Raw genomic sequence first — 25,072 nt, 5'->3', positions numbered from 1 at the left:
CCAGCCTCCATGGAGAAACTCCGTCCTGATCAACATCAGGCTCCAATCAGCCGATTACGACCAAGCCAGGAAGGTGGGGTTCAGGCGACGCTTACGATGAGGTCGAGGCTTTGCCGGGAGAGGCTGTCATCGTCCGGATGCTCGGCGATTACGCCGTGTTGCGCGATCAGGCACGGGCGTGCAGGTGAAATCCGAGCCGGGCGAAGCCTGCCACGAGGCAAGCGCCAGACGCCTCGACCGCGGCGCATCGCCCGGCCCGGTTCATGGATTCACGATGTCAACGAGCAGCAGGGATTCGCTGCGAGTTGATGATGTCAGGTGCTGCCCTGCTTGTCTCACGGAGTGATGGGCACAATTGTGCACCTCGCAGGGGCTGGCCGTTCGCCCTCACGGGATTGAGGGGGACATTTCTTCGAGGCCAGTGAGTATCCGAGCACGAATGCGGTCCACCAGTTCGGTACCGGTGGAGATGTCAAAGCTCGCCGTTTCCAGAAGCGTTTCCTGACCCGTCACACGGAACCGCGCGCGGATCCCTTCCTCGTCACCCAAACCCGCATGGTGGGGATAAAGCAGCGTCAGGCGCGGGGCCTTATAGAGGTGGGCGTAGGCCATCATCTGGTAGACGTCCGCCTGGGAGACCCCCTGTTTCGGATCGTCGATCCGGTCGGAAATCCGCTTCCATTTGGTGTCGATCACATGGGCAACCTGATCGCCAAGCTTGATGAGGATGTCGGGCTTGGTCTGGAAAACCGCACGTTCGTCATCGACCGACGTCAGACAAAATAGGCGGCCACCCTGCAGGGTCACGCGGAATTCGGACCCCGCCAGCGCCCGCGTCACCAGACGGCCGATGTACTCCTCGAACAGGGCATTCATCTCGAAGAGCAGGGCCGATCCCTGCCCCGACCCAGCACTGGTCGTTTGGTACCGGTTGCGCAGGAACAGCTGCGCCATTCCAAAGAGTTCCTGCCAAGCACTGTTGGTGCGGTCGATGACAACATCGTCCCACCGCAGGGCCGGGAGCTGCACTTCCGCAACCTCGGCATAGACGAAGGCCAGTTCCCGCAGGCGCTGGACGTTCGTCGCGTTGCGCGACATGCCCGCCAGATGCGCGATGGTCGCCTTCATGATGCGGTTGAGGGCGATATCCTCGGACAACTCGTCATAGCGGCACGCGAGACGGCCCGGGTTTGCGAGATGGCGGGTAAACTGGCGCGGGATATCCAGCGATCCCCGCAAGGTCGGCAGGTCATCATCGTGCAGGGTGTAGCGCCGCGGCATGCCCCGTCGCACCGCCTCGGTCAGCTTGTTGCAAAAGATGCGGATCAGGATTTCCAGCAGCGTTTCGCGCTGCCAGTCGAGGTCGGTCATGCGCCCGGTCTGTATCTTCAGGTCGAGAGCCACCGCCAGCATGTGGACAAGGCGCTTGCGGATTTCGCGCGTCTCTTGTGCCGATCCTTCCTTTTCGCCGACATCGATCTTCGGCAGGATTTCCAGCGTGCAGCCCGGCACCGCCAGAACGCCGACCACGCCCTGCGCCTTTATCCGATCATCCTCACGTTTCAGCACACCACCGCCGCCACGCCCGGCGAAGGGGGATGCCTTGGCCAGTGCAAAAAGTCGCTGGGCAAGATGCGTTGGAATGCATCCCTCCTCATCGCCATAGGGCACGGCCTCCCATTCGCGAACCGACCAGGGGGGCATCAGGCTTTGAACTCGGAGAAGTCGAATGCGTCCTTCACGCGCCAGCGCAGTTTTTCACCGGTGAAATCGTCGCCAATCATGACAGACTTATTCCATGGGATGACTTCTAGAAATCTAGCCGCTTTCGCATTTGGTGAATCACCTAGAACAGCGGCCACCTTTGTCCATTCCTCGTAAAAGTACTCCGCCAACAGCGGAATGACCTTGTGCCGCATCACGTCCTCGACTTCTTCCGCAGACTTGCATCCGCTGAAATAGGCGTGCCCGATCTGGTGTTCACGGTCGAAGAGATACTCGATGCGTTCGTTGATCGTCTTCAACAACTCGCGCAGATTGATCCCGCCGACGTTCGGCGAAAGAATGTCCGGATCCGGCATCAGTTCCTTGAAGGTGAACCGACGGCGCAGGGCGGTATCCAGCAGCGCAATCGAACGGTCGGCCGTGTTCATCGTGCCGATGATATGCAGGTTGGGCGGCACCCCGAAGCGCTTCTTCGAATAGGGCAAGGTCAGCTGGATTTCGTCGCGCCGCCCGAGGCGTTTGTCCGGTTCCAGGAGCGTGATCAGTTCGCCAAAGACCTTCGAGATATTGGCGCGGTTGATTTCGTCGATGATCAGGACGAAGGGCCGCGCCACTTCAAGTTGCGGCATAGCCTTCGGGCCGAATATCACGGTGTCCAGTACGTCCCATGTCAGTTGATCCTCGAGCAATGGATAGGCCGTATGAAAGGAAGTGAAATCTTTACCGTAGATCCCGGCGCGACTCACACCCTCTATGCTGTGCCACAGCCATTCCACGGCACGCGAGTGGCGAGGCGGCTGACCAGAAACGCCCAATGTGAACTGATATTCGCCTTTCAGCTTTCCGACCGCGACGATCCTCCCCTTTCCTACGGTGAGTGCCACGTAGTCACCGGGTTCTGCGCCACGAAACAACCACGTCCCATAAACTGTCGGATGGTTCCCGATGATCTCGGGCTCCTCCTCCTGTCGTTTCGCCTTAACAGCATCCCAACTGTCGTACTCGGGAGGTGACCAGTCCACATCACCGCCATGGGGCCACTCGACTGTTTCCTCGCGAATGGCCCGGTCGAGTTTCTCTCGCCAGTTAGTCCCTGTAAGTCCGAGTCGAATGATGCGCCGCGAACGATCAAGCCGGTTTGCGTCCGCGTTCTCTCCGGAGTCCCGCTCAGCCCGCGCGCAAATTGTCCGGAATATCCCGGGCTCGTCCTTTAAGCGGAATCCGGCCGCATTGGCTGTGGAGTCAGGCACCGCATCCGGCCCATCTTGGCCGGTATTCGGCCTCAGCCCCTCGACGAATTCCTCGTAGGACATCGACTGGTGGAAGGTTACGAACTCGATCCGCTTCTCCGTCATCAAGCGCCGGTATTCCGCCATCAACCGATCACGGTTGTTCTCGCCGGAGAGATCAGCAGCAACTGCGTCGCCCAAACAGAGGCGAACCGCCTCCCACGCAGTCTGGTAGGTTTTGCCGGTGCCTGGAGGTCCGTAGAGGATCAGGTTGGTGGTCGCAGTCTGAACGGCGTGTGGCATGATCTCGTCCTTCGAAGCCCCGTCCTGTGCCAGGACGAAGGTGTATTCGGTCGTTGTACTGCGCTCCGGTCCGGAGCGCGTGGGCGCCAGGACAGAGGCAAGCTTCTGAAACAATTCGCCTTCGAGCGCCTGACAGACATTCGCCCAGTTCTTCACAAGGCCCGACATGTCATGCAGATCTCCGGCGCGGATCGTAACCGCAGACAGCCCGGCTTCCCGAGCAGGCTCGATGAAGTAATTCAGGGCGACGAGCCGCGCGCGTTCCGCCCCGCGCATCAGATGGGTGTGTTGGTCGGGCAGCGGCAGCGGCGTGTCATGCTGATCGACGATGACGTAGCCCGCCGCATGCAGTCTTGCGGCTGCGTCGCCCGGTTGGCTCCACCCGCCATTGAATGTGTTCGACGCCTTGCCCAAGAGGTACCCGACAATTGGCTTCGTCGGGAAGCGCTTGTCCTGGCGCGGGCGGCTGGACCGCACCCAAAAATCCTTCGGCTCGCCGAAACTCGAGAACGCATCGGCATGTGCACCTGACCTGCGGAACTCTTCGTAGGCGTCCATCGCACCCTCGATCCTCTCGCGAGTGAAGGCGTCATCCTTGCCATTGGTCCCCTTGCGAATGATCTGGAACCCGAGAGCCTCAAGTTTGGCGAATGATTGCGCCTCTCCGAAGCCGTTGAAGAATTCCTTCGCTGCGAGGGCGCGGCCATCGGGAAGATGCCCCAAAGCTGCTGCGACGGTGGCCTTCGCGGGATAGGTCTGATCCTTGCCTTCATCGCTGACCCAGACCTGCGGGCTGGCAAAGCCACCACGGGCGAGGAACGCCTTCAGACCAAGTTGATCGCATTCCTGCATCGCCGCCTCGATTTCCTTGCGGGTGAGGCGGTCGACCAATGCCTGATGTTCGGCCTTGTCAGGCACATTGGATTGTTCGGTCAGGAAGGAATGGTACAGCTTCAGGGCTTGTTGGAGGCTGGCAAGACCCGTGCGCAATACACCGTCGATCGGGACAGGCGAGGGATTGGGACGTTCTGCCCGTTCATCCTCGGCGGTGTAGGCAAAACGGTTAAGGACGCTGTCCCGATCCTCTTGCGCGAACAACTCGTCCAGATCGCCCAGATACTGTTCAACGCGCCTGGCGCTGCTCGCCCGAGACGAGGCAGTTGCCTCCGTCTGGCCCTGAGCGACAAGCCACTTCCGGAATTCGTCCTGTTGCATCGTACCGCCGCCTGCCTCGCCGAATGGTGACGTTCCAAGGTCAGGAAGCCGAGGGCAAAATCCGTCGTCGTCAATTCACCGTCTGGAACTACGGGCCGATGATGGCGGGAAGCAAGGAGGTGCGCAACTGCGAGTTGCCCGCCATTGCCTGCGACTGCGCGCTTATGCGTGCTAGCGCGGTTTTTCTGGCTGGGTGTTGATGTGGCGTTGATGTTGGGTGCGCGAATGCAGAAAGCGCCCCGGAGGGCGCTGCGCAAGGCTCTGATATATTTAAGTATTTTGGTTGCGGGGGCAGGATTTGAACCTGCGGCCTTCAGGTTATGAGGGCTACCCATCCCTCTAAAATAAGCCCGTGATTTCCGTTTGTTAGACGATTTTCGAGGTCGCAACGTCGGCGTCGTGTCGCACGGAGCAGCCGCAAACCATTGGGACGAAACGGGAATCAGACCGCGCTCAGTTCTCGAACTGGTTCACTAAGACCGCCTTCTTCAAATCTCCGCCGCGTGCATTGAACCGTGGCGCGAACCCTTCGATCAAGATCGCTTCGAAGGAGGCGAGCAGCAAGTTCAGATTGCTTTCCCCTTGCGCCTTGAACTCCCACCTTGGCGACAGTCGTCGCGCTTCATCCTTCTCGGTCTTCAGGTTGAACTTGTCGACTTCCATGAAGCCGAACCACGAAAACAGGCTCCAGCCGTTCCGATACACGCCCTGCCGATGCATGTTGAGACGGTCGCCAATCGCCTGACCGCCCGCTGAATCGCGCCGGGTCAATCCTGCCTGGCCGGCATAAACTGGATGCAAGGAGTCGTCGTAGAGTACATAGACCCCTTTCTGACCCCAGAAATTCATCTGGAGCTTCCGTCTGTCAAAGTTCGCAGCAACCTTCCCCTTCCCCATCCAGCCTCCCGGCTGGCCGAGAAGTTGCCGCGCGTTCCATTCGATCAGATCTTTCCGCCAATACAGCCCATAGAACTTGATGAATCCGGAGTCGCCAGCAGGTTCCTCGCGGGTCAGGACCACGTCCTCTTCGTTTTCATCGGGCGCATCGGGTGCAATGTTCATGTCAGGCGATTTCCAAAGGACTTTAACCCAATGGATACCTTGCGTATTCTCCCCTGTCACCCCAGCAGCTTCGCCTCCACCATCGCCATGGCCTTCTGGTGGTCGGGTGACGGGAACAGGTGGCCGTAGCGTTCCATGGTCATCTGGATGGAGGAGTGGCCCGCGAAGGTCATCACCTCCTTGATCGAGAAGCCCTGCTCGATCCACAGCGACACGGCGAAGTGGCGCAGGTCGTGCCAGCGCATCGTGACCTCGACCTTATCCAGCAGCTTGCGGAACCGGGCTTGGGTCTTGGTGTGCTGGAGGATCCCGCCCTGCGGCGCGGGGAAAACGAGGTCGAGGGCGTTCTTCGGGCAGCGCAGTTTCCAGCGGCGCAGGGCGTTCAGCACCATGGGCCCGGCCGGGATGTCACGGAAACCTGCTCGCGATTTCGGCTCGCCCATCTGGTTGTAGGCGTCGGCGCGCTGGCGGATGTGCAGGAAGCCCTTGTCGAAATCCACATCGGTCCAGCGAAGACCCCGCAGTTCGGAGGCGCGCAAGCCGCCCAGCGCCGACACGATCAGATGCGGTTTGAAATCCTCGTCGGCCGCCTCGATGAGGGCGCGGATCGCTTCCTTGGTCGGCACCGGGGCTTTGTGTTCGATCCGGCTGGACTTGATCACCCGCACCCCTTGGGCGGCGTTGGTGAACAACTGGCCATTATCGATGGCGTGGTCGAGCAACAGCTTCAGCACCGACAGCGCGCGCCGGGTCAGATGCTCGGACCGGCCGTTCAGCAGCATGCGGTCGCGGAACTCGTTGACGTGGCGGCGAGTCAGTTGGGCGATCAGCTTGTCCCCGATACCGATGTCGGGCGCGGTGATGTGCAGGCGCACATAGTCGCTGTAACCGCGCAGGGTGGACCGCTCCATCCGCCGCCCCGTCTTGCAGCGCACCTCGCAATGGTCGAGCCACGCCTTCGCGGCATCGGCCACTGTCGTGCTGTCGCTGTCGGCCAGGTAGGTGTGGTTGGCGACCAGCGAGCGGACCTTGACCAGATAGACGTCGGCGTCCTTGCGGCGCGGGAACAGCTTTGACCGCCGCTTGCCCGCTTGGTCGGTGAAATCCACCTGCCACCGAACCAGGCCCGAGGGCAGCGTGCGTTTGCGGATCGTGGCCATGATTTCCTCGCTCTAACAATGGGTTGATCCGGTCAGCCTGCGGTGTTGCCATGGGTCTGCCGAGTTGGCGAGGGGAAAGACCGGGCCGGATACCTGTTTTGGACTTTTACTCTGAAACCATCTTGTGCGCCAGTAGTTTTGGAGTTATGGTCCGAAACACCCCGAGGAGACATCTGCGCTGATGGCCAAGCTGAGCGATCTCATCCCCACACTGGCACAGGTTCTGCCAATGCCGGAGCAGACGGTGGCGATGTATGCGCGGCACCTGCGTGAGGCCAAACTGATCTCGTCGGGGGGAAGAGGACCGGGCGCAGCGCAGATGACCGCGACGGACTGCGCGCGGCTGCTGATCGCGATCATGGCGGCCGATCAGGTCAAGGACGCTGCCAGTGCCGTCGAAGCATACTGGCCGCTGGTGATGGAGGAAATCGACACGAAACTTGGGCTGCCAGCCGAAAAGCGTGAGGGCTGGGCCGATCTTCCCGAAGCCATCCTCGACATCCTAATGCCTGATGGGAACGAAGAGCAGAGCTTCGGGGAAACCGTGGCTTCCCTGATTGAAGGGGTTCGTCTCGGCACCCTGACCCAAGCCATGGCGGGAATGCGCGATCCATATCTGCGCGTCGAGATCGAGCGGCGATTTCTGACAGGGAAGATCGCTTTCCAGAACGACAATGCGGGCCTTGGCTACCCACAACTTGCGCTTCTGGCCCAGTTCGAATTGCCGGAAGGTCCCGAGCGGGAGCAAAGGGAACAAGAGGATTTCAGTGTCGGCGGAGATGCCATGATCACCTTCGCCGTCGGCTACAGAACGATCAACGCGCTGGGCGCGCTGATCCGCACCTAGGAGGACAGGACATGCAGGAAGGAATGCGGGCTCGTCCCGCCACGGGAGAGGCTTGCCCGGCGCTGGCCGACGATCTGTTGCGCGGTGCGGACGCCATTGCGCAATTCGTCTTCGGCGACGCGGGGCAGCGACGGAAGGTCTATTACTACGCCAGCGAGGCCAAGGTGAAGCTGCCGGTCTTCCGGATGGGCAATGTCATCTGTGCGCGGAAATCCCGGCTGCTCGGCTGGATCGAGATGCAGGAGGGCGCGCAATGAGCGAGGACTGGCTTCTCGACATCACCACCGACGATCATGTGGTGCTGGGCAATCGCATCCGGGGCTGTCGCGATGTGCTCATGTATGTCGTGCGGCAGTCCCTGCCCGGCACCTCGCCCCACATCGAGGCGCGACAGGCGGTTGCCGCGCTGGACCGGCTGCGGTCGGAATTGGACTGCACGCTCCGGGTCACGACGCCGCGGGACCGCGATCCGCGCCACATCGCCGAGCGGGTCTACTACGGGCCGCAGCGCCTGATCGGCAGCCTGGCCGGGTATGAAGAACGCTGGAACGACGACTTCGCGATGTGGGACCTGGTGGAGGAGGATTGACCATGGAGGACGCGACCCGCCTGACCGACGACACGACCGGCGATGACGCAGGCGGCGCGTTCCCCATTGCCCTGCCCGAGGATCCGACCGACCTGCGCCTGGCGCTTCATCGCAACGGCTATCGCCCGGTGCCGGTGCTTGGCGCGCATGTCGCGATGAAGGCGGCGGGCAAGCGGCCGATGATGAAGGGATGGGAGACGGTCTGCGCCAGCGCCGACGAGGCCGAGATCGCCCGCTGGGCGCGGGCGCAGCGCAACTGCACCAACACCGGGCTTCTCTGCGGCGATCTGGTCGGCGTCGATATCGACGTGCTGGACGCAGGCCAGGCAGACCGGCTGCGGGACATGGGCTTGGCGATGCTCGGCCCGACGCCGCTCCTGCGCATCGGCAAGGCCCCGAAATGCCTGCTTGCCTTCCGCACCGATGCGCCCTTCGACAAGGTGCAGACCAGCGAGTTCCAGATGCTGGACGGCACGGTGGCGCGCGTTGAGGTGCTGGCGACCGGGCAGCAGTTCGTGGGCTTCGGCATCCACCCGGGCACGAAGGCGCCCTACCACTGGCCCGACCGCTCGCCGCTCAATGTGCCGCTGGCCGATCTGCCCTTGGTCAGCCGCGACACCTGCGCCGCCTTCATCGCCGCCGCCGAGCAGGCGTTGCGCAAGGCGGGCGGCCAGACCAGCACAGAGAAGCGCGACATCGACCGCGAGGGGCGCAAGGTCGCGGGCCTTAAGCCGAAAGAAGCGCCGTCACAGGATCTGATCGCGGAGGCCATCGCCCATATCCCGAACAACGACCTGCCCTATGACGACTGGATCAAGGTGGGTCTCGCCCTCTATGCTGCGCTCGGCCCCGATGGCCGCGCCCTGTGGGAGGCCTGGTCGGCGGAGGCCGCGAAGAACGACCCCGCCCACACCGCGCAGAAGTGGGACAGCTTCGCCACCGTGCGCAATGTCACGGTAGGCACCCTCTTCTGGCTGGCCCGGCAGAACGGCTGGCGGGCCGAGAAACACCGCCGCGTGCGCACGACCCACCCCAGCCGGGAGGCGTCCGACGATGGCGCGGCCGAGGGCAACCGCCCTCTCATTCGCATCCGCGCGGGCATGATGCCCGAGACCATCGACGAGGCGGAACAGGCGCTGCTGGGGGCAGGGCTGGGCCTCTACCAGCGCGGCAGCATTGTCGTGCGCCCGGCCATGGTGCCGGTGGCGATCTCGGGCGGCAGGCAGATCGACGCGCCGCGCCTCATCCATGTCCGGGCCCACCACATGGCCGAGGCCTTCACCAAGGCCGCATATTGGGAACGCTACGACATGCGTGCCGGGGACTGGATCCCCACCGACTGCTCTCAGCGCCTCGCAGAAACCTATCTGGCGCGTGAGGGCCAGTGGCGTCTGCCGGTGCTGACCGGGATCATCAACGCGCCCACGCTGCGCGAGGATGGCTCGATCCTCGACCAACCGGGCTATGACGCGCAGACGGGCCTCCTGTTCGACCCGCAGGGTGAACGCTTCCCCCTTCTGCCGCGCGAGCCCGACCGCGACACGGCCGTGCGCGCGCTGGCCTTCCTGCGTGACCTGATCGGCAGCTTCCCCTTCGTGACGCCCGCCGACCGCTCCGTGGCGCTGTCGGCCATCCTGACCACTTTGATCCGCCGTTCGCTGCCCACGGCACCGCTGCACGGGTTCAACGCGCCGACCGCTGGCACCGGCAAATCCATGCTGGTCGACATCGCCAGCATGATCGCCACCGCACGCCCCGCGCCGGTCATCGCGCAGGGCAAGACCGAGGAGGAGATGGAAAAGCGGCTCGGTGCAGCCCTGATCGCAGGCGACGTGCTGATCGCCATCGACAACTGCGAGGAACCGCTGGGCGGCGAGTTGATTTGCCAGGCGATGACGCAGACCAGTCTGAAGGTACGGATCGGCGCGCGCGTTGCCTGGGACAACACGGCAAAGAACATCAATGTGCCGGGCGCTGGGCGCTTCCTCGTGGGCGTGGCGACCGAGGCGGCAGGGAATGGCAGCACCAGCGTCGCTGTGCGCCTCGATGGCGTGGCAACGGTGGCGGCGTAGGCCCCTACAGTCTGGCCGACGCCAACGAATATTCAGCATTGACGGACACAATGCCTTTTGCTACGGAACTCACTCTAGGTCTCCGGGTGATATTCCGCAAAGAGGAGACCAAAATGCGACTGATCGGATGGCTAGTCCAGGGCCTTCAAAAATCTGGTAGCAAGGGAAAACCGGGTCGCGGCTACGGCAAAGGCTCAGCTGCAACTAACCCGGACAAGTGGAAGCCGCGCACAACTGCGCAGGCACGACGCGGTTCAAAAACCCCAAAAACTTGGCGATAGCCTGCTGTGCGAGCAGCGGCCCGATTGAATTTGGGCCGCTTGCTTCTGTGCACTCCACTGACCTATGGTCAGGGTTGTTCGCTCGTGACGTCACAACACACCCCTAAACTGCGGAATTAAAATGGCAAACGGCACGTTCCTCGGCTGGAAGACCCATCCAACTGGTTATCGATTCGGTCACATTGAACCGGATGGCGCAGACGGTGACCGGAGCAAGAACATTTATGTCAAGGACGCGTTTGTTGACAACCCAGACAGTCTCAGAAAGGGCGTTAGACTAGAATTTGAAGTTCGCGAACTGCCGGACGGGCGTCAGCAAGCATCAAAAATCCAAGTCATTCTCGATCCACACATGAACGACAGCACACCCGAGATCAAACGCCTTCGTGGTGTTGTGAAGTTTTACAACGATTCGACGAAATTCGGCTTTATCGATGGCGACGACGGTCAAGTCCACATTGGCAGCACTGGCAATGTTGCATCTTTTGGCTCCGCTTTGCGTGCAGGCGATATCGTCGAGTACTCTGTTGAACAAGGTGACCGTGGTCTAACGGCTGTCGATACGAAGCGAGTTGGTTTTGAACCAGGTTCCGACAATAGTGATTCGTTCCACGATCACTTCGAGTTCTTCGGAGCAAACTGGAAGGCAAGCCTAGGAGAGAAAGACAAGGGTTTGGCGGAGAATGAGCCATGGGACTATCGGCTGACAAAGAGCCACACTGAATACCCAATCCTTGAAAGCTATTTGTCACACACTTTTCGACGACTGCTCGAAATGGAAAAGGGCGTAGTGCTGAGCGCTGACGAGAGCCTGCTTGCCTTCAACACTGGCCTCGTCACCGAAAACCAGGAGGAGATCTATGGCCTTGCACGCAGGCTTTCGGATCCAGCGCAAAGACCTTGGAAACTAGTGCGGTGGGTTAAGAGGAGCGATAGAGACTTCATTTCGTCCTTCGGGGATCGTATGCCTCCTTTGGCGGAGTTCTTTGATGACCCCGCCGAGTTGATCTTCGACCGGCGTATCGAATTGCACATCAACATCGACCATGTGCTTGCTCGCCTAGATCGGTTCCCACAAGAACTGCAGAAGAACGAGTACACTGCACGCCAACTGCTGATCGCCGCGGAAGCCGAAACCAAGAAGCGGGCCTACCGGAACTACAAAGTTGCGATTCCGCAGTTCTTCCGGGACAAAGGCGGTCCTGGCAGATTGCAGCTTCTTCTTCCAATCTGTCTCACGACGCCGAAGAAGGCCGACCTTGCGCTGACAGTGGAGAAAAACAAGGAGAAGACTGCTTACTTGAGTTCAACCGTGCTGACGCTTGACCAAGCCTACAACAATGCTCGCTTGCTTGCTCGTCCCGACAGGGAATGGCTTGAGCCCTGATGCGCGCCGCAAAGGTCGACGAGAATGTTCGGCGAACACCTCGCCGAACTGTGTCGCATGGGTGTTGCACGGAGGAATCGGGGGTGATCGTAAGGGTTTGGAATCTTTGGGCAATGTGTTGTGGCGTGTTGCAACGCAAAAAGCGCGCCGTGGGGCGCTGTGCTTTTTCCTAAACCTTTGATATCTTGATGGAAAAACTGGTTGCGGGGGCAGGATTTGAACCTGCGGCCTTCAGGTTATGAGCCGTGCCGAACGAACCATGAACAATCGCGCAGGATCGCGAGTTGTTGCGCGGTTTCCGCCTGTTGCAAGCCGGGTCCCCGAGGGCGGCCTTCGCGCGGATTGTCAGGATTGCGCAGCCGTTTTCCCCCTTGTGCTTCCACCATGCTTCCAATGGGTGGCGGAATGATTTTCCGGTAGCACGTCCATCATTCCTCCATCTTTGACCAGAAGCCGGTCTTCTTGCCATGCTCGGCCTTCAGGCGCGCGGCGTAGGCAAGGTGCGGCTCAACCGGTCCGAAGTCCTCGATCCGTCCGGCCAAATCGGCACAGGTTGCCAAGTGCTGGGCGGCATAGCCATAGCGCTTCTGCCTCCCCTCGGTCAGCGTGAAATCGATCATCGCCCGCAGCGCCACCGTCGCCGCCAGCGGATGCTTCTCGGCCAGTGTCTCGGCCGCCGGGGCCAGGAACTCGTAGTGATCGCCGTCGACCTCGTCCTGCCGGTCGATCAGCAATTGCGCGGCATGGGCCAGCGATGGCCAGTTCAGGAAGAAGGCCAGTGCGCCAAGCAGGTCGGTATGGCCAGCAGCATGCGCCAACGCGCGTTCCTCGGCGTCGATATCGTCGAAATCCGGCAGACGCTTCAGGTAGGCCCGCAGGTGCTCACCCGACAGGTCGCGCTCGAAGCACGCCCAGCGGAATGCTTGCGCCTCATCCTTCCGGTCGAGCGCCTCCAGCACGGCAAGTCGGGCGTCCTGCCACTCCGGCGGGATCCAGCGCGCATCTTTCACCTCGGCCCGCTCGATGAAGCCAAGCGCGTCCCCTGCCCTGCCGGCCGCCAGCAGGCGCTGCGCGATCTCGGCCGCGATCTTTGGCACCTTGCGGGTCTTCGGGTCATACTGCGCGATGAAGCCATCGACGTCGCCCTGCACGTCGGCAATGTCCTTCAGCGCCATCTCCACTGTGCTCTGCCGCGCGCGTTCCTCCATCTCGTGGGCATAGCGCGTGCCACCACTGCCCCAGCCGACAGCCTGCCATTCGCTCTTTGGCGGCACCGGCACCGGCGTGCGGCCGAGCTCTTCAACCAGTGCCTTGAGGTGCGCAACGCCGTCGGGGCCTAGCGCCGGGGCGATGATGGCGATCAAACCGTCATACTGGCCAAACCCGTTGTCCTGCAGCGCGTCTACAACCTGCCGCGCCAGCGCCTCGGGCGCCGCATCAGCCGCCTTGGCCACCTCGCCCAGATCGGCGCAGGCCTGGTGGAAGATGTCGATGACGGTGCCGCTGCTGTCATCGCAGCGTTCGAACACGGGCGTGGCCAGCCCCATGAACCGCCACAAGAGCGCCAGAGCCTCACCCGGATCATGCGGGGCGATCTCATCCATGATGGCGCTGCGCTGGGTCTGAAGATCCTTCACCAGCGGCTTGCGGTTCTGCCAGTTCACGAAGGTCCGGGCCTTCGCGATGCTGGTCAGCCGCTTGGCGATCTCCCGCGCCGCCTCCCTCGGGCCTTCTGCTCCGGCCAGGGCAAGGCGCAGCTTGCGCTTGGCAGCGGCATCGCCGGTGCTGATCTCGATCAGCAGCTGCGCCAGACGCTCAGTGCCCAGCGCCTCCAGGTTCTTTGCGTTGAGGGTGGACTTCGACGCCATCGGGATTCCGTTTCTTTTCGCGGACCTTAGCAGCACGGCCGAAAGACCGGAACCTGCGTTCTGATTCCTGCGGACCATCCTGTCCGCGCTCGACTGCGATGCAGCCCCTGCGTGAGATTGCGCGGATTTTCCTTTTTACACGCAATATCAATGTGTTCGTTGACTAGTCATCTGCATTGCGCACTGTGGAATCCAGAGAACCCGGAAGCCACTCCCATGCCCAAACTCACCAAGCGCATCGTCGACGCCGCAGAGCCCCAAGCCACCGAATACTTCGTCTGGGACAGCGACATCCCCGGCTTCGGGCTTCGGGTGCTGCCAAGCGGGCGGAAAGGCTACGTCGTGCAATACCGTGCGGGGCGCCGGTCACGGCGCATCAGCCTCGGGCCCAGCACCGTGTTGACCTGCGAACAGGCACGGACCCGCGCCATCACCATCGTCGCCGCCGCGCGCAACGGGCAGGACCCTGCCGCGGAACGCGACGCCGGACGCAAGGCCATCACGATCAAGGAACTGGCTGAACGGTTCGACAAGGAACACATCGCCATCCGCGTGAAGGCGAGCACGGGGAAAGAGTATCGCCGGAACCTTCAACGCTTCATCCTGCCCGCCCTCGGGCAGTTGACGGTCACGGGGATCACGCGGGCGGATGTCGCGAAGTTCCACCACGATCTGCGCCACATTCCCTATCAGGCCAATCGCTGCCTCGAGGTGATCTCGAAGATGTTCAGTCTGTCCGAGATGTGGGGCCTACGTCCTGATGGGACCAACCCGCGCAAGCACATCCGGAAATACCCCGAGGAAAAGCGCGAACGGTTCCTGAGCGCGGCCGAGCTGCGCCGGATCGGCGAGGTGCTGCGCGAGATGGAAGCGGAAGGGGTGGAACTGGCCTCGGCCATCCTCGCCGCGCGCCTGCTGATCCTGACGGGTTGCCGCCTGAACGAGATCATGTCCCTGAAATGGTCCTACGTCGATCTCGACGTCCCTGCCCTGCGCCTGCCGGATTCCAAGACAGGCGCGAAGGTCGTCCATGTAGGTCAGCCGGTGGTGGACCTGCTGCGGGGCGCCCAGCGCATTGACGGCAACCCGTGGGTGATCACCGGCACTTTGTCCGGCAAGCCCCTGAGCGATCTGCAACCCTTCTGGCAGCGCGTCCGCGCCCGTGCAGGGGTCAAGGACGTCCGCATCCACGACCTGCGCCACACCTTCGCGTCCACGGCCGTGGCTTCCGGTCAGGGCCTGCCGATGATCGGCAAGCTCCTTGGCCACACGCAGGTCCAGACCACGGCGCGATACGCCCATCTCGCGGCGGAACCAGTGCGGATGGCGGCCGATGCCGTCGCGCAGAACCTGCGGCAATCCTTGGGATAATCGCGCGCCAACCCTTCCCTTTTCGATTGATCCCCAAGCATCGTGCGGCTACGGTCCAAGAAGGCCCAGAAATTGGGCGCGCATGATTTCCATGCGCATCGACCGATGACGGGAGAGCGTGGTGAGCAACGACAGGTCGGAGCTTCGTTGGGGGGTCGAGCAGAGGCTCGAGTTCATCGAGTTCCGCCTGTTTTGGGAGGGGCATGTGAACCGCAGCGATGTGATGGAGCAGTTCGGGCTGTCGGTGAACCAGGCGTCATCCGACCTGAGCCGCTACATCGGCCTCGCTCCTCATAACATGGACTACGACCGCAGCCTTCGGACCTATGTGCGCCAGCCTGGCTTCAAGCCGGTTTTCGACAAGCTGGATGCCGGTCGATACTTGGCCCAGCTGCGGTCGGTCGCTGACGGCATCCTCGATGAGGACGACTGCTGGATCGCGGGACTGCCCGCCTACGATTCCGCGCCTACCCCGGCGCGCGGCGTCGATCCTCAAACCCTTCGGTCTGTGGTCGACGCAATCCGCCGATCCGAGGCGATCGAGGTGCAGTATCAGTCCCTGTCCAACCCGGAGCCCCGCTGTCCTACCGCACGCTGGACGTCGAGCAGATCGGTTCGGTCTACGAGACGGTCATGGGCTTCACCGTTGAGGTCGCCGAAAGCCGCGTGCTCGCGATCAAGGCAGGCAAGAACAACCGGACGCCCGTGTTTGTTGCGCTCGACGAACTGCTGAAACGCAAGGGCAAGGACCGGATCAAGGATCTGAAGGAGAACGTCGGCCGTTCGCTCACGGCCGCTCAGGCAAAGCCGGTCGAGGCGGCAGCGACGGTGGAGGATCTTGCCGCCGCCTTCGATGGCATCGTGGACGAGCGCGGATCGCCCCGCCATGTAATCGCGTCCCCCGGCACTCCAATCCTGCAGCCGACGGACGAGCGCCGCCGCACCGGCAGCCACTACACGCCCCGCAGCCTCACCCAGCCGATCGTCGCACATGCGCTGGAGCCGGCTTTCGAACGGCTCGGGCCGGATGCGACGCCGGAGCAAATCCTCGATCTGAAGGTATGCGACCCGGCCATGGGGTCGGGCGCCTTCCTGGTGGAGGCCTGCCGCGCCATCGCGACGCGGCTGGTCAAGGCCTGGGCGGACTGGCCGGAGAAAAGACCGGTCATTCCCCCCGATGAGGACGAGGATCTGCATGCCCGCCGCCTCGTGGCGCAGCGTTGCCTCTATGGGGTCGACAGAAACGCGCGCGCGGTCGATCTGGCGAAGCTGTCGCTGTGGCTCGCCACCCTCGCGAAGGATCACGAGTTCACCTTCCTCGATCATGCGCTGAAATGCGGCGACAGCCTCGTCGGCCTGACCCCCGAGCAGATCGCCGCTGCGAACTGGGATTCGTCGAAGCCCGGCCTGCCCTTGCTGCGGCCGCTCGTCGCTGAGCGCGTGGCCGAGGCGGACCGGGCCCGGGCCGAGATACGGTCAGCACCGGACGACACCATGCGCGCGATCCAGGAACAGCGGCACAAGCATGTCGAGACGCGCCTTTCACCTGTCAGGCTGTTGGGGGATGCGGTGATCGCGGCCTTTTTCTCAGCCGACAAGGCCAAAGCACGCGAGAAAGCCCGGGCGGATGCAGAAAGCTGGTTCTCCGGCAGGCCCGCCCGTTGGGACCTGCTTGAGGCTTCAGGGAATGCGCTGCGCGCGGGAGTCCAAGGTATACCTCCCTTCCACTGGGTCATCGAATTCCCAGAAGTATTCAAGCGTGAGAATGGCGGATTCGATGCCATCGTGGGCAATCCACCATTCTTGGGCGGTCGAAAGATCTCTAGCGAGTATGGCGCTAACTACGCCGCTTGGCTTTCGGAAGCTTCGCCAGGCTCACATGGCAACGCGGACCTAGTGGCCCACTTCTTCCGACATGCCTTCAAATTGCTTCGCGCCGGTGGAGCGTTGGGGTTAATTGCAACGAAGACAATCGGTCAAGGTGAAACGAGGTTATCCGGCCTAACGATAATTCTTGAGGGTCAAGCTCGCATCTCACACGCGGTCCGACGTCTGAGATGGCCAGGCGACGCAATGGTGATCGTGGCCGTCGTCCACATAGTGAAGACTGAACGCCTTTCGTCTAAGCCGCTGCTCGATGGCAAAGCGGTTTCACGAATCTCGGCGTATCTCGTCGAAGGCGACTTGGACGCGTCTCCCCATAGGCTAGTCGCAAACGCAGGCCTTGCGTTTCAAGGATCGATTCCACTTGGAAAAGGCTTCATTTTTGATGACTCGGCACATGAGAAGGGTCTTGGCCCCTCAACGCCTATGCTTGAAAAAGTTGTTTTGGCCAATCGTTATTCAGAGAGCCGAATTTTTCCCTATCTGGGCGGCGATGATATCAACAACCATCCCGCACAAGCAGCTTCCCGATTTATCTTTGATTTGGAGAATATGCCCCTCTCCGATGCGCGAGCGAGATTTCCCGAGCTTGTCGAAATTGCAGAAGAATACGTGAAGCCTGAGAGAGTGAAACAGAAGCGAGAGGACCTTCGCAACCGATGGTGGCAGTTCGCTTACCGGAAGAACAAGCTTTATGATAAGATAAGGTCACAAACAAGCGTTCTCGTTTGCTCGCAGGCCACAAAGTTTATTAGCTTTTCGCGAGTCACTTCAGCGCAAATATTCGATCAGAAAGCGATAGTGGTTGCGGCTCCACCGGGGCCTATGGACTGCGTCTTGAATACACGCGCTCACTGGTTGTGGGTTGAAACATTTGCTTCCACGCTTGGAGAAACATTGAATTATTCGACTGGAGCCTGCTTTGAAACGTTCCCCTTCCCTGTCAAGTCTGGGCACATTGAAGAACTAGCAACGAAGGGAGAAGCATTTCTCTCTCAAAGGCTTAGCCTGATGTCTGGCAGCGGTGAAGGCCTCACTAAGACCTACAACCGCTTCCACGACCGCTTCGAGAAAGCCCCAGATATTGCTCGCCTGCGGGAGCGGCATGCCGACATGGATGATGCCGTCCTGCGCGCCTATGGGTGGGACGACCTTGCCGACTGCGCGCAGCCGGAGTTCGTCGAGCAGGACGCCGACGAAGGCAAGCAGGCCAAAACGCGCCTCGACTGGCCGTCCGAGTTCAAGGACGAGGTGCTCGCCCGCCTCCTCGCCCTCAATGCCGAACGCGCCGAAGCCGAACGTGCTGCCGGGCTGACGGCGTCGGAAGAAGACGACGAGAACCCAGACGACGATGGGGAGGACGAATGAAGGAGGTGGCTCATGGGCGGCATCGCTGACGAACATGTCGAATGGGCCATCGTGAACCGCCTGAAGGCGATGCTCGACGAGCCGCCGCAGACGACCTTCAACGTGACGCAGACCTTCGCCCTGTTCAGCAGCGTCCTGCTCTGGACCAAGAACCGCGCATGGGTCGCAGGCAACCAAGGGCAGCGAGGCCAGTGGCAGGACCATGCCGACCACCGCGCCCATGATGTTCGGGAAGCCATGCGGGAGAAACGGATCACAGAAGATCCGTGGCGGCTGTCCCTGGCCATGCCCCAGCTAGTGTTGGTCGACCGCGCCGACGGGCGCGAGATCGAGGACCGCAGGATCAACACCGATTTCGAGGCCATGACGGCCGAGGACTTCTTCAAGTGGCTCCGCGACGCCCTCGCACACGGAGACGGCCGGACGATCAAGCCGATCCACAAGCAGTCTGCCCGCACGGGGCAGACGCTGCTCGCAGGCTTCCGGGTGAAGTTCAACGCCGAGCGCGGAGCGCAGAGGATCCTGAAGCTCGACCTCTTTCACGACGACATGCGACGGATCGGCAGCGTCCTTGCCGACCTCTTCTGCGCGTCCCTGAGCGGTGGGGACCGCTACTTCGAGGAGGAAGCCGGCACCGCGCGGATCGAGGAGGTCGCGCAGATCGCCTGACCGCTGTGCGCAATAAATCCTTGCATTTGGCCTTCCGCAAGATTAGCTGCGGCCTGTGGAGGTTCCCATGGCGACGCAACTCATCGGTGCGCGGATCTTCCCGCCGCCCGGCGTGGATCGCACGGACAGCTTTTTCGCCCGGACTGTGCCGGCAACGAACGACCCCGCCCGGATGTACATGGGCATCGCCGCCCAGGGTCGCGGACCGAAGCTCGTCTTTCGATGTAGGCACCCTGCTGGCCCTCGAGATAGGCGTATTCGATGGTGTCGATCTGGTTCGGGCTCGCCGCCAGATACCAGGAAGTGGCGCTGGCCGCATCGAGGCGCGGCTCGCTGATCGGCGAGAGGGTACGGATCGACTGCGGGACCACCTTGGCGCTGTCGGCGGGGACAAGGTTCTGCGCCACCAGCTGCTCGGCCTTCAGTTCCAGCGCGGCGGGCACGATCAGGAAGGCTGGGCGGATGTTCAGCACCGTCTTCTTGTCGAGGCCGGTCTGCAGCGCCATCGCCGCCCGGGCCGCGCCAACGCTCGCCACGTCCAGCGCGGCGCCCGTTGCGGCGAGGTTCTTGTGCGTGGTGTGGAACAGCGCGTTGCCATCGGCCATCGCCGGGTTCGCGGTGATGATGCCCCAGACCACATCGCTTTCCAGCTGCGCGATGGAGTTGCCGTACATCGCGGGGATTCGGGTGAAGGCGTCGAGATCGTCGTTGATCAGCACCTGCCTGGTGATCGCGACGACCCGGCCATAGGTCTTCACGCGGTAGCTCTCCTTGCTTTCCCCAAGGGTGCCGCGCTTGAACTCGCCGCTTTCGCCCACTTCCAGAAGCTGCGGCGCCTCGCCCAGTTGCACCCGGTGCATGGACTTGAAGTCGGTCGCCAGCACCTGGCGGCAGAAGAGCGCGAAGGTCCGGGGATAGGCGTCGTAGGCCTGCCGCAGGGTCTTGTTGGTGACCGCCGACAGGATCTCGGGGAAGTCCGAGGTCGAGTGCAGCGCGCGCGTCGCCACCTCGTCGCGCGACAGGCCCCGCGTGTTGACCCCGGCATTGCCGAGGCTTTCGCGGGCCAGTTCCAGCAGGGTCATGCCGCGATACTGGCGCGCGGCATCCTCGAGCGGGAAGAGCGTGGGGCTGTAGCGGTGCAGCAGCGCGTTCGCCACGGCGTCGCGGCGGGTGATCCGCTCGTCGCGGCCGCCGAGGGGCACCGAGACATGCGGGAAGGTCCGGGTCTCGTCGGATTTCGCGGCGATCTGGTCGAGGATAAGGCGGCGGGATTCGTCGACGCTGACGCCGCGCTTGACCAGATCGTCGGCGAAGCTGCGTTCGAGGTTCAGACGGCCGGTCAGATCGTAGATGGTGGAGACGCGGTCGCGTTCGGCCTCGCGGGCGCGAGTTGCGATGGCCTCGCTGTCGGGCGTGGCGGGCGCATCCGGCATACGCGCGGCGGCGGGTTCGGAGTTCGCCGGGGCCGCGACAGGCGGCTGGCGGGTCTCGGTGCTGGCGGGGACATCCCCGGCCACGGTGGTCGTGCTCTCAGGCATGGATGCCTCCTTCTGCATGCGGGTGATGTTGTTCACAAGCACCGCCACGGCCTTGGCCGCATGCGGGTTGTTGCGCACCAGATCGCGCATCCGGTCGCGTAGCAGAGCACCGGCCACGCCGATCTCGGTGTCGGCCGAGGATCCCGGCGCGCGCCAGCCGTCCGTCCGCCGCCCTTTCGACGCACCATCATAGCCGCGCGTCAGGGTCTCGAAAGCCTGCCGTGCCAGCACGCGTCGGGCCGCCATGCGCGGCGCCACCGTGGCGATGGCGTGGTCGAACCAGTTTGCCGACATCACCGGTCCCCGCGCGAGAAGCCCGCGAGCCCCGCCACCGGCAGCGGCCGCGCCGTGCCCGCGATGGCGCGTTCGATGGTCCGGATGCGCGTCAGAAGATCCTCGGCCGAGCCGTAGTCGACCGATTTTCCATCATAACTGACCCGGGTCGTGCCGCTGGCATAGGCCCGGCGCAACGCCGAGAGCTCGGCTTCCGTCCAGTCGGTCATTAGAACCATCCTCCGCGTCGGCCAAGCCAGTCCGACTGCCGTTTTCCCTGGGGTGCGGATTGCGGCCGGTTAACCCGCCCCGCGCCATCGATTTCCGTTGGCGCCGCCCCGAGCTGATCCTCGAGGTCGCGCCATTTCTCGTCCGGCCAGCGGTCCGCGCCCGCGATCCAGGCGGCGGCGCGGGCATAGACCCGGCAATCCAGCGCCTCGTTGCGCTCGCGAAGCTTCTGCCATTCGAGTTTCGCGAAGCCCCGCTTCGTGCGAACCGTCACCAGCTGTTCGGCCACGACCTGCTTCAGCCATTCGCTTTCCACCCACGTCGGCAGGTGGATCGTGCCGGGCGGGAACGCGGCACCCTCGGCCTCCTCCTCCTCGGTCGGCCGCGCCAGTCGCAGGAAGCGGTAGGTCTCGGCTTTGAAGGTCGAGACTGCCACGGTCCAGAGCCGGGCGCCACGCCGCAGGCGTTTGCCGCCCTCGGTCGCATCGACGAAGGTCGGCCCCGAGACCGGGCTCGAGCGATTGAACCCCTCGACACCCTTCACCGGCGACACTTGCCCAAACCCCTGCGCCCGCGACCAGGAATAGACCGCCGGGGCCTCATAGCCGGTGTCGATGGCCAGCCGCGCGATCCGCAGATGCGCGCCGCGTTCAGCCGATATTGCTCGTGCAGCCTTCGCCGAGAAGGCAAAGGATGGTGCACACCCAAGGGCGTTGGCGCACCGGAAGCGCACATGACCTTGCCCATGGGCAACGCCCACCTTTTGCCCATATCTCCTGCCCAGGCTGCCCACATCGCCAAGGTAAGTCGGCGCACCGTCATGAGGGCCATAGAAACCCTTGAACTGAAAGCCTCAAGAGACAACCGCAACCGCTGGCGGATCCACCCTGACGACCTCAACAAGTGGGCAAATGCCCAGTGGACGCCCACTGGGCACGCCCACCCGGAAATGCCCACATATGCCCACCCCGAAGTCCTGGCAGACCTGCGAGAGAAGCTGGCTTTGGCGACGGCCCGAGCAGATGCAGCCGAACGTGCCCGCGACCAGGCTGAAGCGGATCGGGATCAGTGGCGGCAGATGGCCATTAAGCTCTCCAACCGGCCACGGCGCTCATTCTGGCCGTGGAAAAGAAGGACAGAAGAATGACCCCTTATCAGACCGAGCGGCTGAACACGGCCCGAGATCATGTCGAGACTTCCGATCTAGCTGGACGGACGGACCCAGAGGCCGGAGCCTATCTGCGAGGCGTCCTCGCGGGGATCGAGATCGCACGCGCAGCGCTACGAGAGGATGATGGCTCCGCCGTCGTGGAGTTGCTCGACAAGCTGAATACCTAAGAGCCGATCCAGCCTAGCGGTGAGCAAACGCGCTCAGGGACGGTGGCAACAGTCGCGGCTAAGGCCGTGCCAGATCCTGCTCGATGAGCAGCCGCACATAGCGGGTGAAGGGAACCCCTTTCGCAGCCGCCTTGGCCTTAACAGCATCCAGAAGGCTTTGCGGGATGCGCATATTGAGAGCCGCGGCCTTCTTCTCGAACTCGAAGCTCACCGGCACCATCTGCGAGAAATCGTACTCGGTGAGGTCGGCTTCCTCTACGAAACGCTCTGCGTCCTCGTCAGAGGTCAATTCGGGCCATTTGCGCTTCATAGCTCCTGATCTCCTTCTCGTGCATGTAGCGGGCGCTGATCGGACGCAGGAAGGTTTTCCCACCTCTCTCCCGGAAGGTGAAAGCCACGAACACATAGCGACCGCTCAGGGCCTTTCCGGCAGTCCTGAACCGCTTCTCGCTAGGGCTCGGGTCATCCACCATGAACCTGGCCGTCTCGATGACATGTTCGATCTCGGTTTGGGCAACCCCATGCTTGCCGCACTTGGGCCAGTTGCCCTCGTCCCAATCGAAGCCTGCAATCTTCTCCTTCATGCGAGATAGTGTAGGTGTTTGTGTATACAAGTGCAACACATGCGGCTTCGGTGAGGGATGCGCAAACGGCACCGCCGCCAGCCCCGTCCCTACGGCCCTCTGTGGGGGAGAGCGGGCCGGGGCTGGCTCCTCGCGCTTCCCTCAAGGCGCACAGTTGCAAATGCACAAAGGTGTATATGCACAAATGCGAAAAGTCTTTTATTTGCAAATACATAAACGTGCAAAAGCACATAAGCTCGTTTGAGTGCGTGTGCATATGCACTTCTGCGGAAATGGGCATGGGGGGTGGCGCGGCGGCCTTGATCCGACCGCCCCCACATGGCTGGGGCGGATCAAGGCCGCACGGCCTGAAAGGCCGTTCGGGGTGCAGGGGTATCCCTTGCCACACGGATTGAAGCGGAGCGGCCCGGCAAGGGTCAATCGGTAGTGTGTTACTTTTGGAAAAAGTAAGCTACTGTCGCTCACGTTTTTCCAAGCAATCGGAACCGTCAATGCCAGCACCGAAAGCGGCCGTCCGGGCATGCGGCCAGCTTCGATCCAGCAGCGCCGTCAGCTCCGACCACGCGTCGTGCCGGTCCGGCCCGCCCTCAATCACGACATGATCGACGAGCCAGCTTTCCAGACCGCGCCCCCATGCCCAGACGTCGACCTCGATCCGGTCCTTCTGCACGTCTGCCCCGGCGGTCAGGAACAGCCCGCCAGCTGGCACCGTGTCGGATGTCCAGCGCTCGCGGCGGTCGTAGAGCCGCTGCCAGTCCGGGGCTTCCCCGGTCTCGACCCAGGTCTCGCCGAGGATCGTGTTGCGGAACGCCTTGATCGCCTCGTCCGACCCCTGAGCCGCGTCCCATGCCCGCACGATCCGCTCCCAGCTCAGCCAGCCGATCGGCGAATAGAGCGCCGAGAGGTGATACCCGACCGTCGTCGGATCGGCGGCGGTCGCGGTCGCCCGCCATTCGCCGCCCTCCAGCATCGCCGTCTTGTGGTGCTCCGCGATGGGCGTTTCGCAGCCCTCGCAGTGATACTCCGCCGTCTCCGGGCGGCCCTTCTGCCAGCGCAGCCGGTCGAACTTCAGCCACTGCATCGCACCGCAATGCGGGCACGGCACGAAGAACCGGCGCTGGTCGGACGCCTCGTATTCGCGCTCGATCCGGCTCAGCCCCCGGATCGTCGGGGTCGAGACGAGCAGCACCTTGCGGCGATGGGCGAAGGTCAGCGACCGGGCCTCGGCCAGCGTCACCGGATCGCCTTCCTCGTCGGCCGAGGCCGGATAGGCGTCGACCTCGTCGAGGAAGATGTACCGTGCCGGGGTCGAGCGCAGCCCGACCGCCGAGTTCGCGCCCGTCATGATCAGGATGCCGCCCGCGAATTCCTTCGACAGCATCGTGTTGCCCGCATCGCGGGATCGCGCGGGCTTGACCCGCTCCCGCAGCTCGGGGCTCTCGTCGATCAGCGGGTCGATCCGCTGTCGCGAGTTGCGCTTGGCCAGTTCCACCGTCGGCTGGACCGCGAGCATCGGGCCCGGCGCCTGATGGATCGCGAAGCCGATCCAGTTGTTGCCGGCCTCGGTCGCCCCGACCTGCGCAGCCTTCATGAACACGATCCGCTGCGTGGGATCGCCCGGCGACAGCCGATCCATGATCTCGCGCATGTAGGGCGTGCGCACCGTGCGATACCGCCCGGGCTCGGCCGAGGCGCGGCCCGAGAGCATCCGGTGCCGGTCCGCCCATTCCGAGACGGTCAGGTCCGGGTCGGGCCGCAGCCCGTTGCCCCAGGCGCGCAGGATCTCGCCCGCGCCGTCGAAGTGCGTCAGGCCATCGCCGCTCTCACCGGAAGTCGGGCCGGACCTCGGCGAGTTCGTCGAGGTGGGCGCGTACATGTTTTTCCAGGACCTTCTGCATCGCGGCTGGCTCCACGGTGATTTGCTGGCCCGTCGCGTCGCGGCACGAGGCCGAGAGCTCGGCCGCCATCAGCGCCGCCGCGCGCGCAGGCCAGGTCACCCACGCGTCCCGTTCCTCCCGCGCCAGCCGGAACAGCCTTGTCCATCTTGTAGCCCATAGGCGCACGCGTCGCCCGCGAGATCG

Annotated in this window: 22 protein-coding genes and 1 pseudogene; 11 read left to right on the top strand and 12 right to left on the bottom strand. The window is 62.9% G+C overall.

The features are described from left to right. Nucleotides 1-387: 387 nt before the first annotated feature. The 4 genes from CRO07_RS13715 to CRO07_RS13700 all read right to left on the bottom strand — a co-directional run bounded on the left by CRO07_RS13715 (nt 388) and on the right by CRO07_RS13700 (nt 6,694). Entirely contained in the window at nt 388-1,704 is a 1,317-nt protein-coding gene (locus CRO07_RS13715; protein ID WP_097031246.1) for an McrC family protein, read from the bottom strand. Next, nucleotides 1,704-4,472, bottom strand: a complete 2,769-nt coding sequence (locus CRO07_RS13710; RefSeq protein ID WP_097031245.1) for an McrB family protein — start codon at nt 4,470-4,472, stop codon at nt 1,704-1,706. The genes CRO07_RS13715 and CRO07_RS13710 overlap by 1 nt, the downstream gene beginning before the upstream one ends. Before the next feature lie 453 nt (nt 4,473-4,925). Continuing rightward, the gene (locus CRO07_RS13705) at nt 4,926-5,534 is read right to left on the bottom strand and encodes a hypothetical protein (RefSeq protein ID WP_097031244.1); all 609 of its coding nucleotides are present in this window, start codon (nt 5,532-5,534) and stop codon (nt 4,926-4,928) included. 56 nt (nt 5,535-5,590) lie between these two features. Next, nucleotides 5,591-6,694, bottom strand: coding sequence for a site-specific integrase (locus CRO07_RS13700; RefSeq protein ID WP_097031243.1), 1,104 nt, complete (start codon nt 6,692-6,694; stop codon nt 5,591-5,593). Nucleotides 6,695-6,875: 181 nt separating this feature from the next. On the opposite strand from CRO07_RS13700, the gene CRO07_RS13695 reads away from it, so the two are divergent. From CRO07_RS13695 to CRO07_RS13675, 5 genes are all read left to right on the top strand, one after another. Next, nucleotides 6,876-7,541 carry a hypothetical protein gene (locus tag CRO07_RS13695; RefSeq protein WP_097031242.1) on the top strand — a complete coding sequence of 222 codons (666 nt, stop codon included), beginning with the start codon at nt 6,876-6,878 and terminating at the stop codon, nt 7,539-7,541. Between the two features lie 11 nt (nt 7,542-7,552). Beyond that, nucleotides 7,553-7,798, top strand: a complete 246-nt coding sequence (locus CRO07_RS13690; RefSeq protein ID WP_235841008.1) for a hypothetical protein — start codon at nt 7,553-7,555, stop codon at nt 7,796-7,798. After that, a complete protein-coding gene (locus CRO07_RS13685; protein WP_097031241.1) occupies nt 7,795-8,130 on the top strand; it encodes a hypothetical protein in 336 nt (111 codons plus the stop codon). Before CRO07_RS13690 ends, CRO07_RS13685 begins: the two co-directional genes overlap by 4 nt. Before the next feature lie 2 nt (nt 8,131-8,132). Further along, complete coding sequence (locus CRO07_RS13680) at nt 8,133-10,202, top strand: capsid cement protein (RefSeq protein WP_097031240.1); 2,070 nt, start codon at nt 8,133-8,135, stop codon at nt 10,200-10,202. Nucleotides 10,203-10,604: 402 nt separating this feature from the next. After that, the gene (locus CRO07_RS13675; RefSeq protein ID WP_141400072.1) at nt 10,605-11,870 is read left to right on the top strand and encodes a DUF3825 domain-containing protein; all 1,266 of its coding nucleotides are present in this window, start codon (nt 10,605-10,607) and stop codon (nt 11,868-11,870) included. 428 nt (nt 11,871-12,298) lie between these two features. On the opposite strand, the gene CRO07_RS13670 is transcribed toward CRO07_RS13675, so the two are convergent. Next, on the bottom strand, nt 12,299-13,738 hold the full coding sequence (locus CRO07_RS13670; protein WP_176504577.1) for a DUF6880 family protein: 1,440 nt from the start codon (nt 13,736-13,738) through the stop codon (nt 12,299-12,301). A 216-nt stretch (nt 13,739-13,954) separates the two neighbouring features. Here CRO07_RS13670 and CRO07_RS13665 point away from each other — a divergent pair, with 216 nt between their 5' ends. The 4 genes from CRO07_RS13665 (at nt 13,955) to CRO07_RS13650 (ending at nt 19,030) form a co-directional block, all read left to right on the top strand. Then, nucleotides 13,955-15,109, top strand: a complete 1,155-nt coding sequence (locus CRO07_RS13665; RefSeq protein WP_097031237.1) for a tyrosine-type recombinase/integrase — start codon at nt 13,955-13,957, stop codon at nt 15,107-15,109. Between the two features lie 121 nt (nt 15,110-15,230). Beyond that, nucleotides 15,231-15,842, top strand: a complete 612-nt coding sequence (locus tag CRO07_RS13660; RefSeq protein WP_407919634.1) for a hypothetical protein — start codon at nt 15,231-15,233, stop codon at nt 15,840-15,842. After that, complete coding sequence (locus CRO07_RS13655; RefSeq protein ID WP_141400071.1) at nt 15,743-18,361, top strand: Eco57I restriction-modification methylase domain-containing protein; 2,619 nt, start codon at nt 15,743-15,745, stop codon at nt 18,359-18,361. Before CRO07_RS13660 ends, CRO07_RS13655 begins: the two co-directional genes overlap by 100 nt. A 12-nt stretch (nt 18,362-18,373) precedes the next feature. Next, nucleotides 18,374-19,030, top strand: a complete 657-nt coding sequence (locus tag CRO07_RS13650) for a hypothetical protein (RefSeq protein WP_097031235.1) — start codon at nt 18,374-18,376, stop codon at nt 19,028-19,030. 80 nt (nt 19,031-19,110) lie between these two features. Here the strand turns inward: CRO07_RS13650 and CRO07_RS13645 are convergent, their stop codons facing one another. From CRO07_RS13645 to CRO07_RS13635, 3 genes are read right to left on the bottom strand one after another with little or no spacing between them, the layout of a single operon-like run. After that, on the bottom strand, nt 19,111-20,862 hold the full coding sequence (locus CRO07_RS13645; RefSeq protein ID WP_097031234.1) for a prohead protease/major capsid protein fusion protein: 1,752 nt from the start codon (nt 20,860-20,862) through the stop codon (nt 19,111-19,113). Then, on the bottom strand, nt 20,862-21,071 hold the full coding sequence (locus CRO07_RS13640) for a phage head-tail joining protein (RefSeq protein WP_097031233.1): 210 nt from the start codon (nt 21,069-21,071) through the stop codon (nt 20,862-20,864). The genes CRO07_RS13645 and CRO07_RS13640 overlap by 1 nt, the downstream gene beginning before the upstream one ends. Continuing rightward, nucleotides 21,071-21,802, bottom strand: a complete 732-nt coding sequence (locus CRO07_RS13635; RefSeq protein WP_268876258.1) for a terminase gpA endonuclease subunit — start codon at nt 21,800-21,802, stop codon at nt 21,071-21,073. Before CRO07_RS13635 ends, CRO07_RS13640 begins: the two co-directional genes overlap by 1 nt. Here CRO07_RS13635 and CRO07_RS13630 point away from each other — a divergent pair, their 5' ends adjacent. Next, the gene (locus CRO07_RS13630; RefSeq protein ID WP_176504575.1) at nt 21,803-22,216 is read left to right on the top strand and encodes a helix-turn-helix domain-containing protein; all 414 of its coding nucleotides are present in this window, start codon (nt 21,803-21,805) and stop codon (nt 22,214-22,216) included. Further along, nucleotides 22,213-22,407, top strand: coding sequence for a hypothetical protein (locus CRO07_RS13625; RefSeq protein ID WP_097031232.1), 195 nt, complete (start codon nt 22,213-22,215; stop codon nt 22,405-22,407). Before CRO07_RS13630 ends, CRO07_RS13625 begins: the two co-directional genes overlap by 4 nt. A gap of 58 nt (nt 22,408-22,465) precedes the next feature. On the opposite strand, the gene CRO07_RS13620 is transcribed toward CRO07_RS13625, so the two are convergent. The 4 genes and pseudogenes from CRO07_RS13620 to CRO07_RS13605 all read right to left on the bottom strand — a co-directional run bounded on the left by CRO07_RS13620 (nt 22,466) and on the right by CRO07_RS13605 (nt 24,988). Further along, nucleotides 22,466-22,717, bottom strand: coding sequence for a CopG family antitoxin (locus CRO07_RS13620; RefSeq protein ID WP_097031231.1), 252 nt, complete (start codon nt 22,715-22,717; stop codon nt 22,466-22,468). Beyond that, entirely contained in the window at nt 22,686-22,991 is a 306-nt protein-coding gene (locus CRO07_RS13615) for a BrnT family toxin (RefSeq protein ID WP_097031230.1), read from the bottom strand. Before CRO07_RS13615 ends, CRO07_RS13620 begins: the two co-directional genes overlap by 32 nt. Before the next feature lie 508 nt (nt 22,992-23,499). After that, a pseudogene (locus tag CRO07_RS13610) lies at nt 23,500-24,867 on the bottom strand (phage terminase large subunit family protein); the annotation flags it as partial. After that, on the bottom strand, nt 24,815-24,988 hold the full coding sequence (locus CRO07_RS13605) for a hypothetical protein (RefSeq protein WP_235841007.1): 174 nt from the start codon (nt 24,986-24,988) through the stop codon (nt 24,815-24,817). The gene CRO07_RS13605 and the pseudogene CRO07_RS13610, both read right to left, overlap by 53 nt. Nucleotides 24,989-25,072: the final 84 nt, after the last annotated feature.

Source organism: Cereibacter ovatus (genome assembly GCF_900207575.1).
In the GTDB taxonomy this organism is placed as follows: domain Bacteria; phylum Pseudomonadota; class Alphaproteobacteria; order Rhodobacterales; family Rhodobacteraceae; genus Cereibacter_A; species Cereibacter_A ovatus.
This window is presented reverse-complemented; position numbering and strand designations above follow the sequence as displayed.

Bases quoted from the DNA above. Each gene is read 5' to 3' on its own strand.
- CRO07_RS13675 (WP_141400072.1), top strand. From the start codon at position 10,605: ATGGCAAACGGCACGTTCCTCGGCTGGAAGACCCATCCAACTGGTTAT.
- CRO07_RS13670 (WP_176504577.1), bottom strand. From the start codon at position 13,738: ATGGCGTCGAAGTCCACCCTCAACGCAAAGAACCTGGAGGCGCTGGGC.
- CRO07_RS13705 (WP_097031244.1), bottom strand. From the start codon at position 5,534: ATGAACATTGCACCCGATGCGCCCGATGAAAACGAAGAGGACGTGGTC.
- CRO07_RS13665 (WP_097031237.1), top strand. From the start codon at position 13,955: ATGCCCAAACTCACCAAGCGCATCGTCGACGCCGCAGAGCCCCAAGCC.
- CRO07_RS13630 (WP_176504575.1), top strand. From the start codon at position 21,803: ATGACCTTGCCCATGGGCAACGCCCACCTTTTGCCCATATCTCCTGCC.
- CRO07_RS13690 (WP_235841008.1), top strand. From the start codon at position 7,553: ATGCAGGAAGGAATGCGGGCTCGTCCCGCCACGGGAGAGGCTTGCCCG.
- CRO07_RS13620 (WP_097031231.1), bottom strand. From the start codon at position 22,717: ATGAAGCGCAAATGGCCCGAATTGACCTCTGACGAGGACGCAGAGCGT.
- CRO07_RS13640 (WP_097031233.1), bottom strand. From the start codon at position 21,071: ATGACCGACTGGACGGAAGCCGAGCTCTCGGCGTTGCGCCGGGCCTAT.
- CRO07_RS13710 (WP_097031245.1), bottom strand. From the start codon at position 4,472: ATGCAACAGGACGAATTCCGGAAGTGGCTTGTCGCTCAGGGCCAGACG.
- CRO07_RS13650 (WP_097031235.1), top strand. From the start codon at position 18,374: ATGGGCGGCATCGCTGACGAACATGTCGAATGGGCCATCGTGAACCGC.
- CRO07_RS13655 (WP_141400071.1), top strand. From the start codon at position 15,743: ATGGGCTTCACCGTTGAGGTCGCCGAAAGCCGCGTGCTCGCGATCAAG.
- CRO07_RS13680 (WP_097031240.1), top strand. From the start codon at position 8,133: ATGGAGGACGCGACCCGCCTGACCGACGACACGACCGGCGATGACGCA.
- CRO07_RS13685 (WP_097031241.1), top strand. From the start codon at position 7,795: ATGAGCGAGGACTGGCTTCTCGACATCACCACCGACGATCATGTGGTG.
- CRO07_RS13645 (WP_097031234.1), bottom strand. From the start codon at position 20,862: ATGTCGGCAAACTGGTTCGACCACGCCATCGCCACGGTGGCGCCGCGC.
- CRO07_RS13695 (WP_097031242.1), top strand. From the start codon at position 6,876: ATGGCCAAGCTGAGCGATCTCATCCCCACACTGGCACAGGTTCTGCCA.
- CRO07_RS13615 (WP_097031230.1), bottom strand. From the start codon at position 22,991: ATGAAGGAGAAGATTGCAGGCTTCGATTGGGACGAGGGCAACTGGCCC.
- CRO07_RS13700 (WP_097031243.1), bottom strand. From the start codon at position 6,694: ATGGCCACGATCCGCAAACGCACGCTGCCCTCGGGCCTGGTTCGGTGG.
- CRO07_RS13625 (WP_097031232.1), top strand. From the start codon at position 22,213: ATGACCCCTTATCAGACCGAGCGGCTGAACACGGCCCGAGATCATGTC.
- CRO07_RS13715 (WP_097031246.1), bottom strand. From the start codon at position 1,704: ATGCCCCCCTGGTCGGTTCGCGAATGGGAGGCCGTGCCCTATGGCGAT.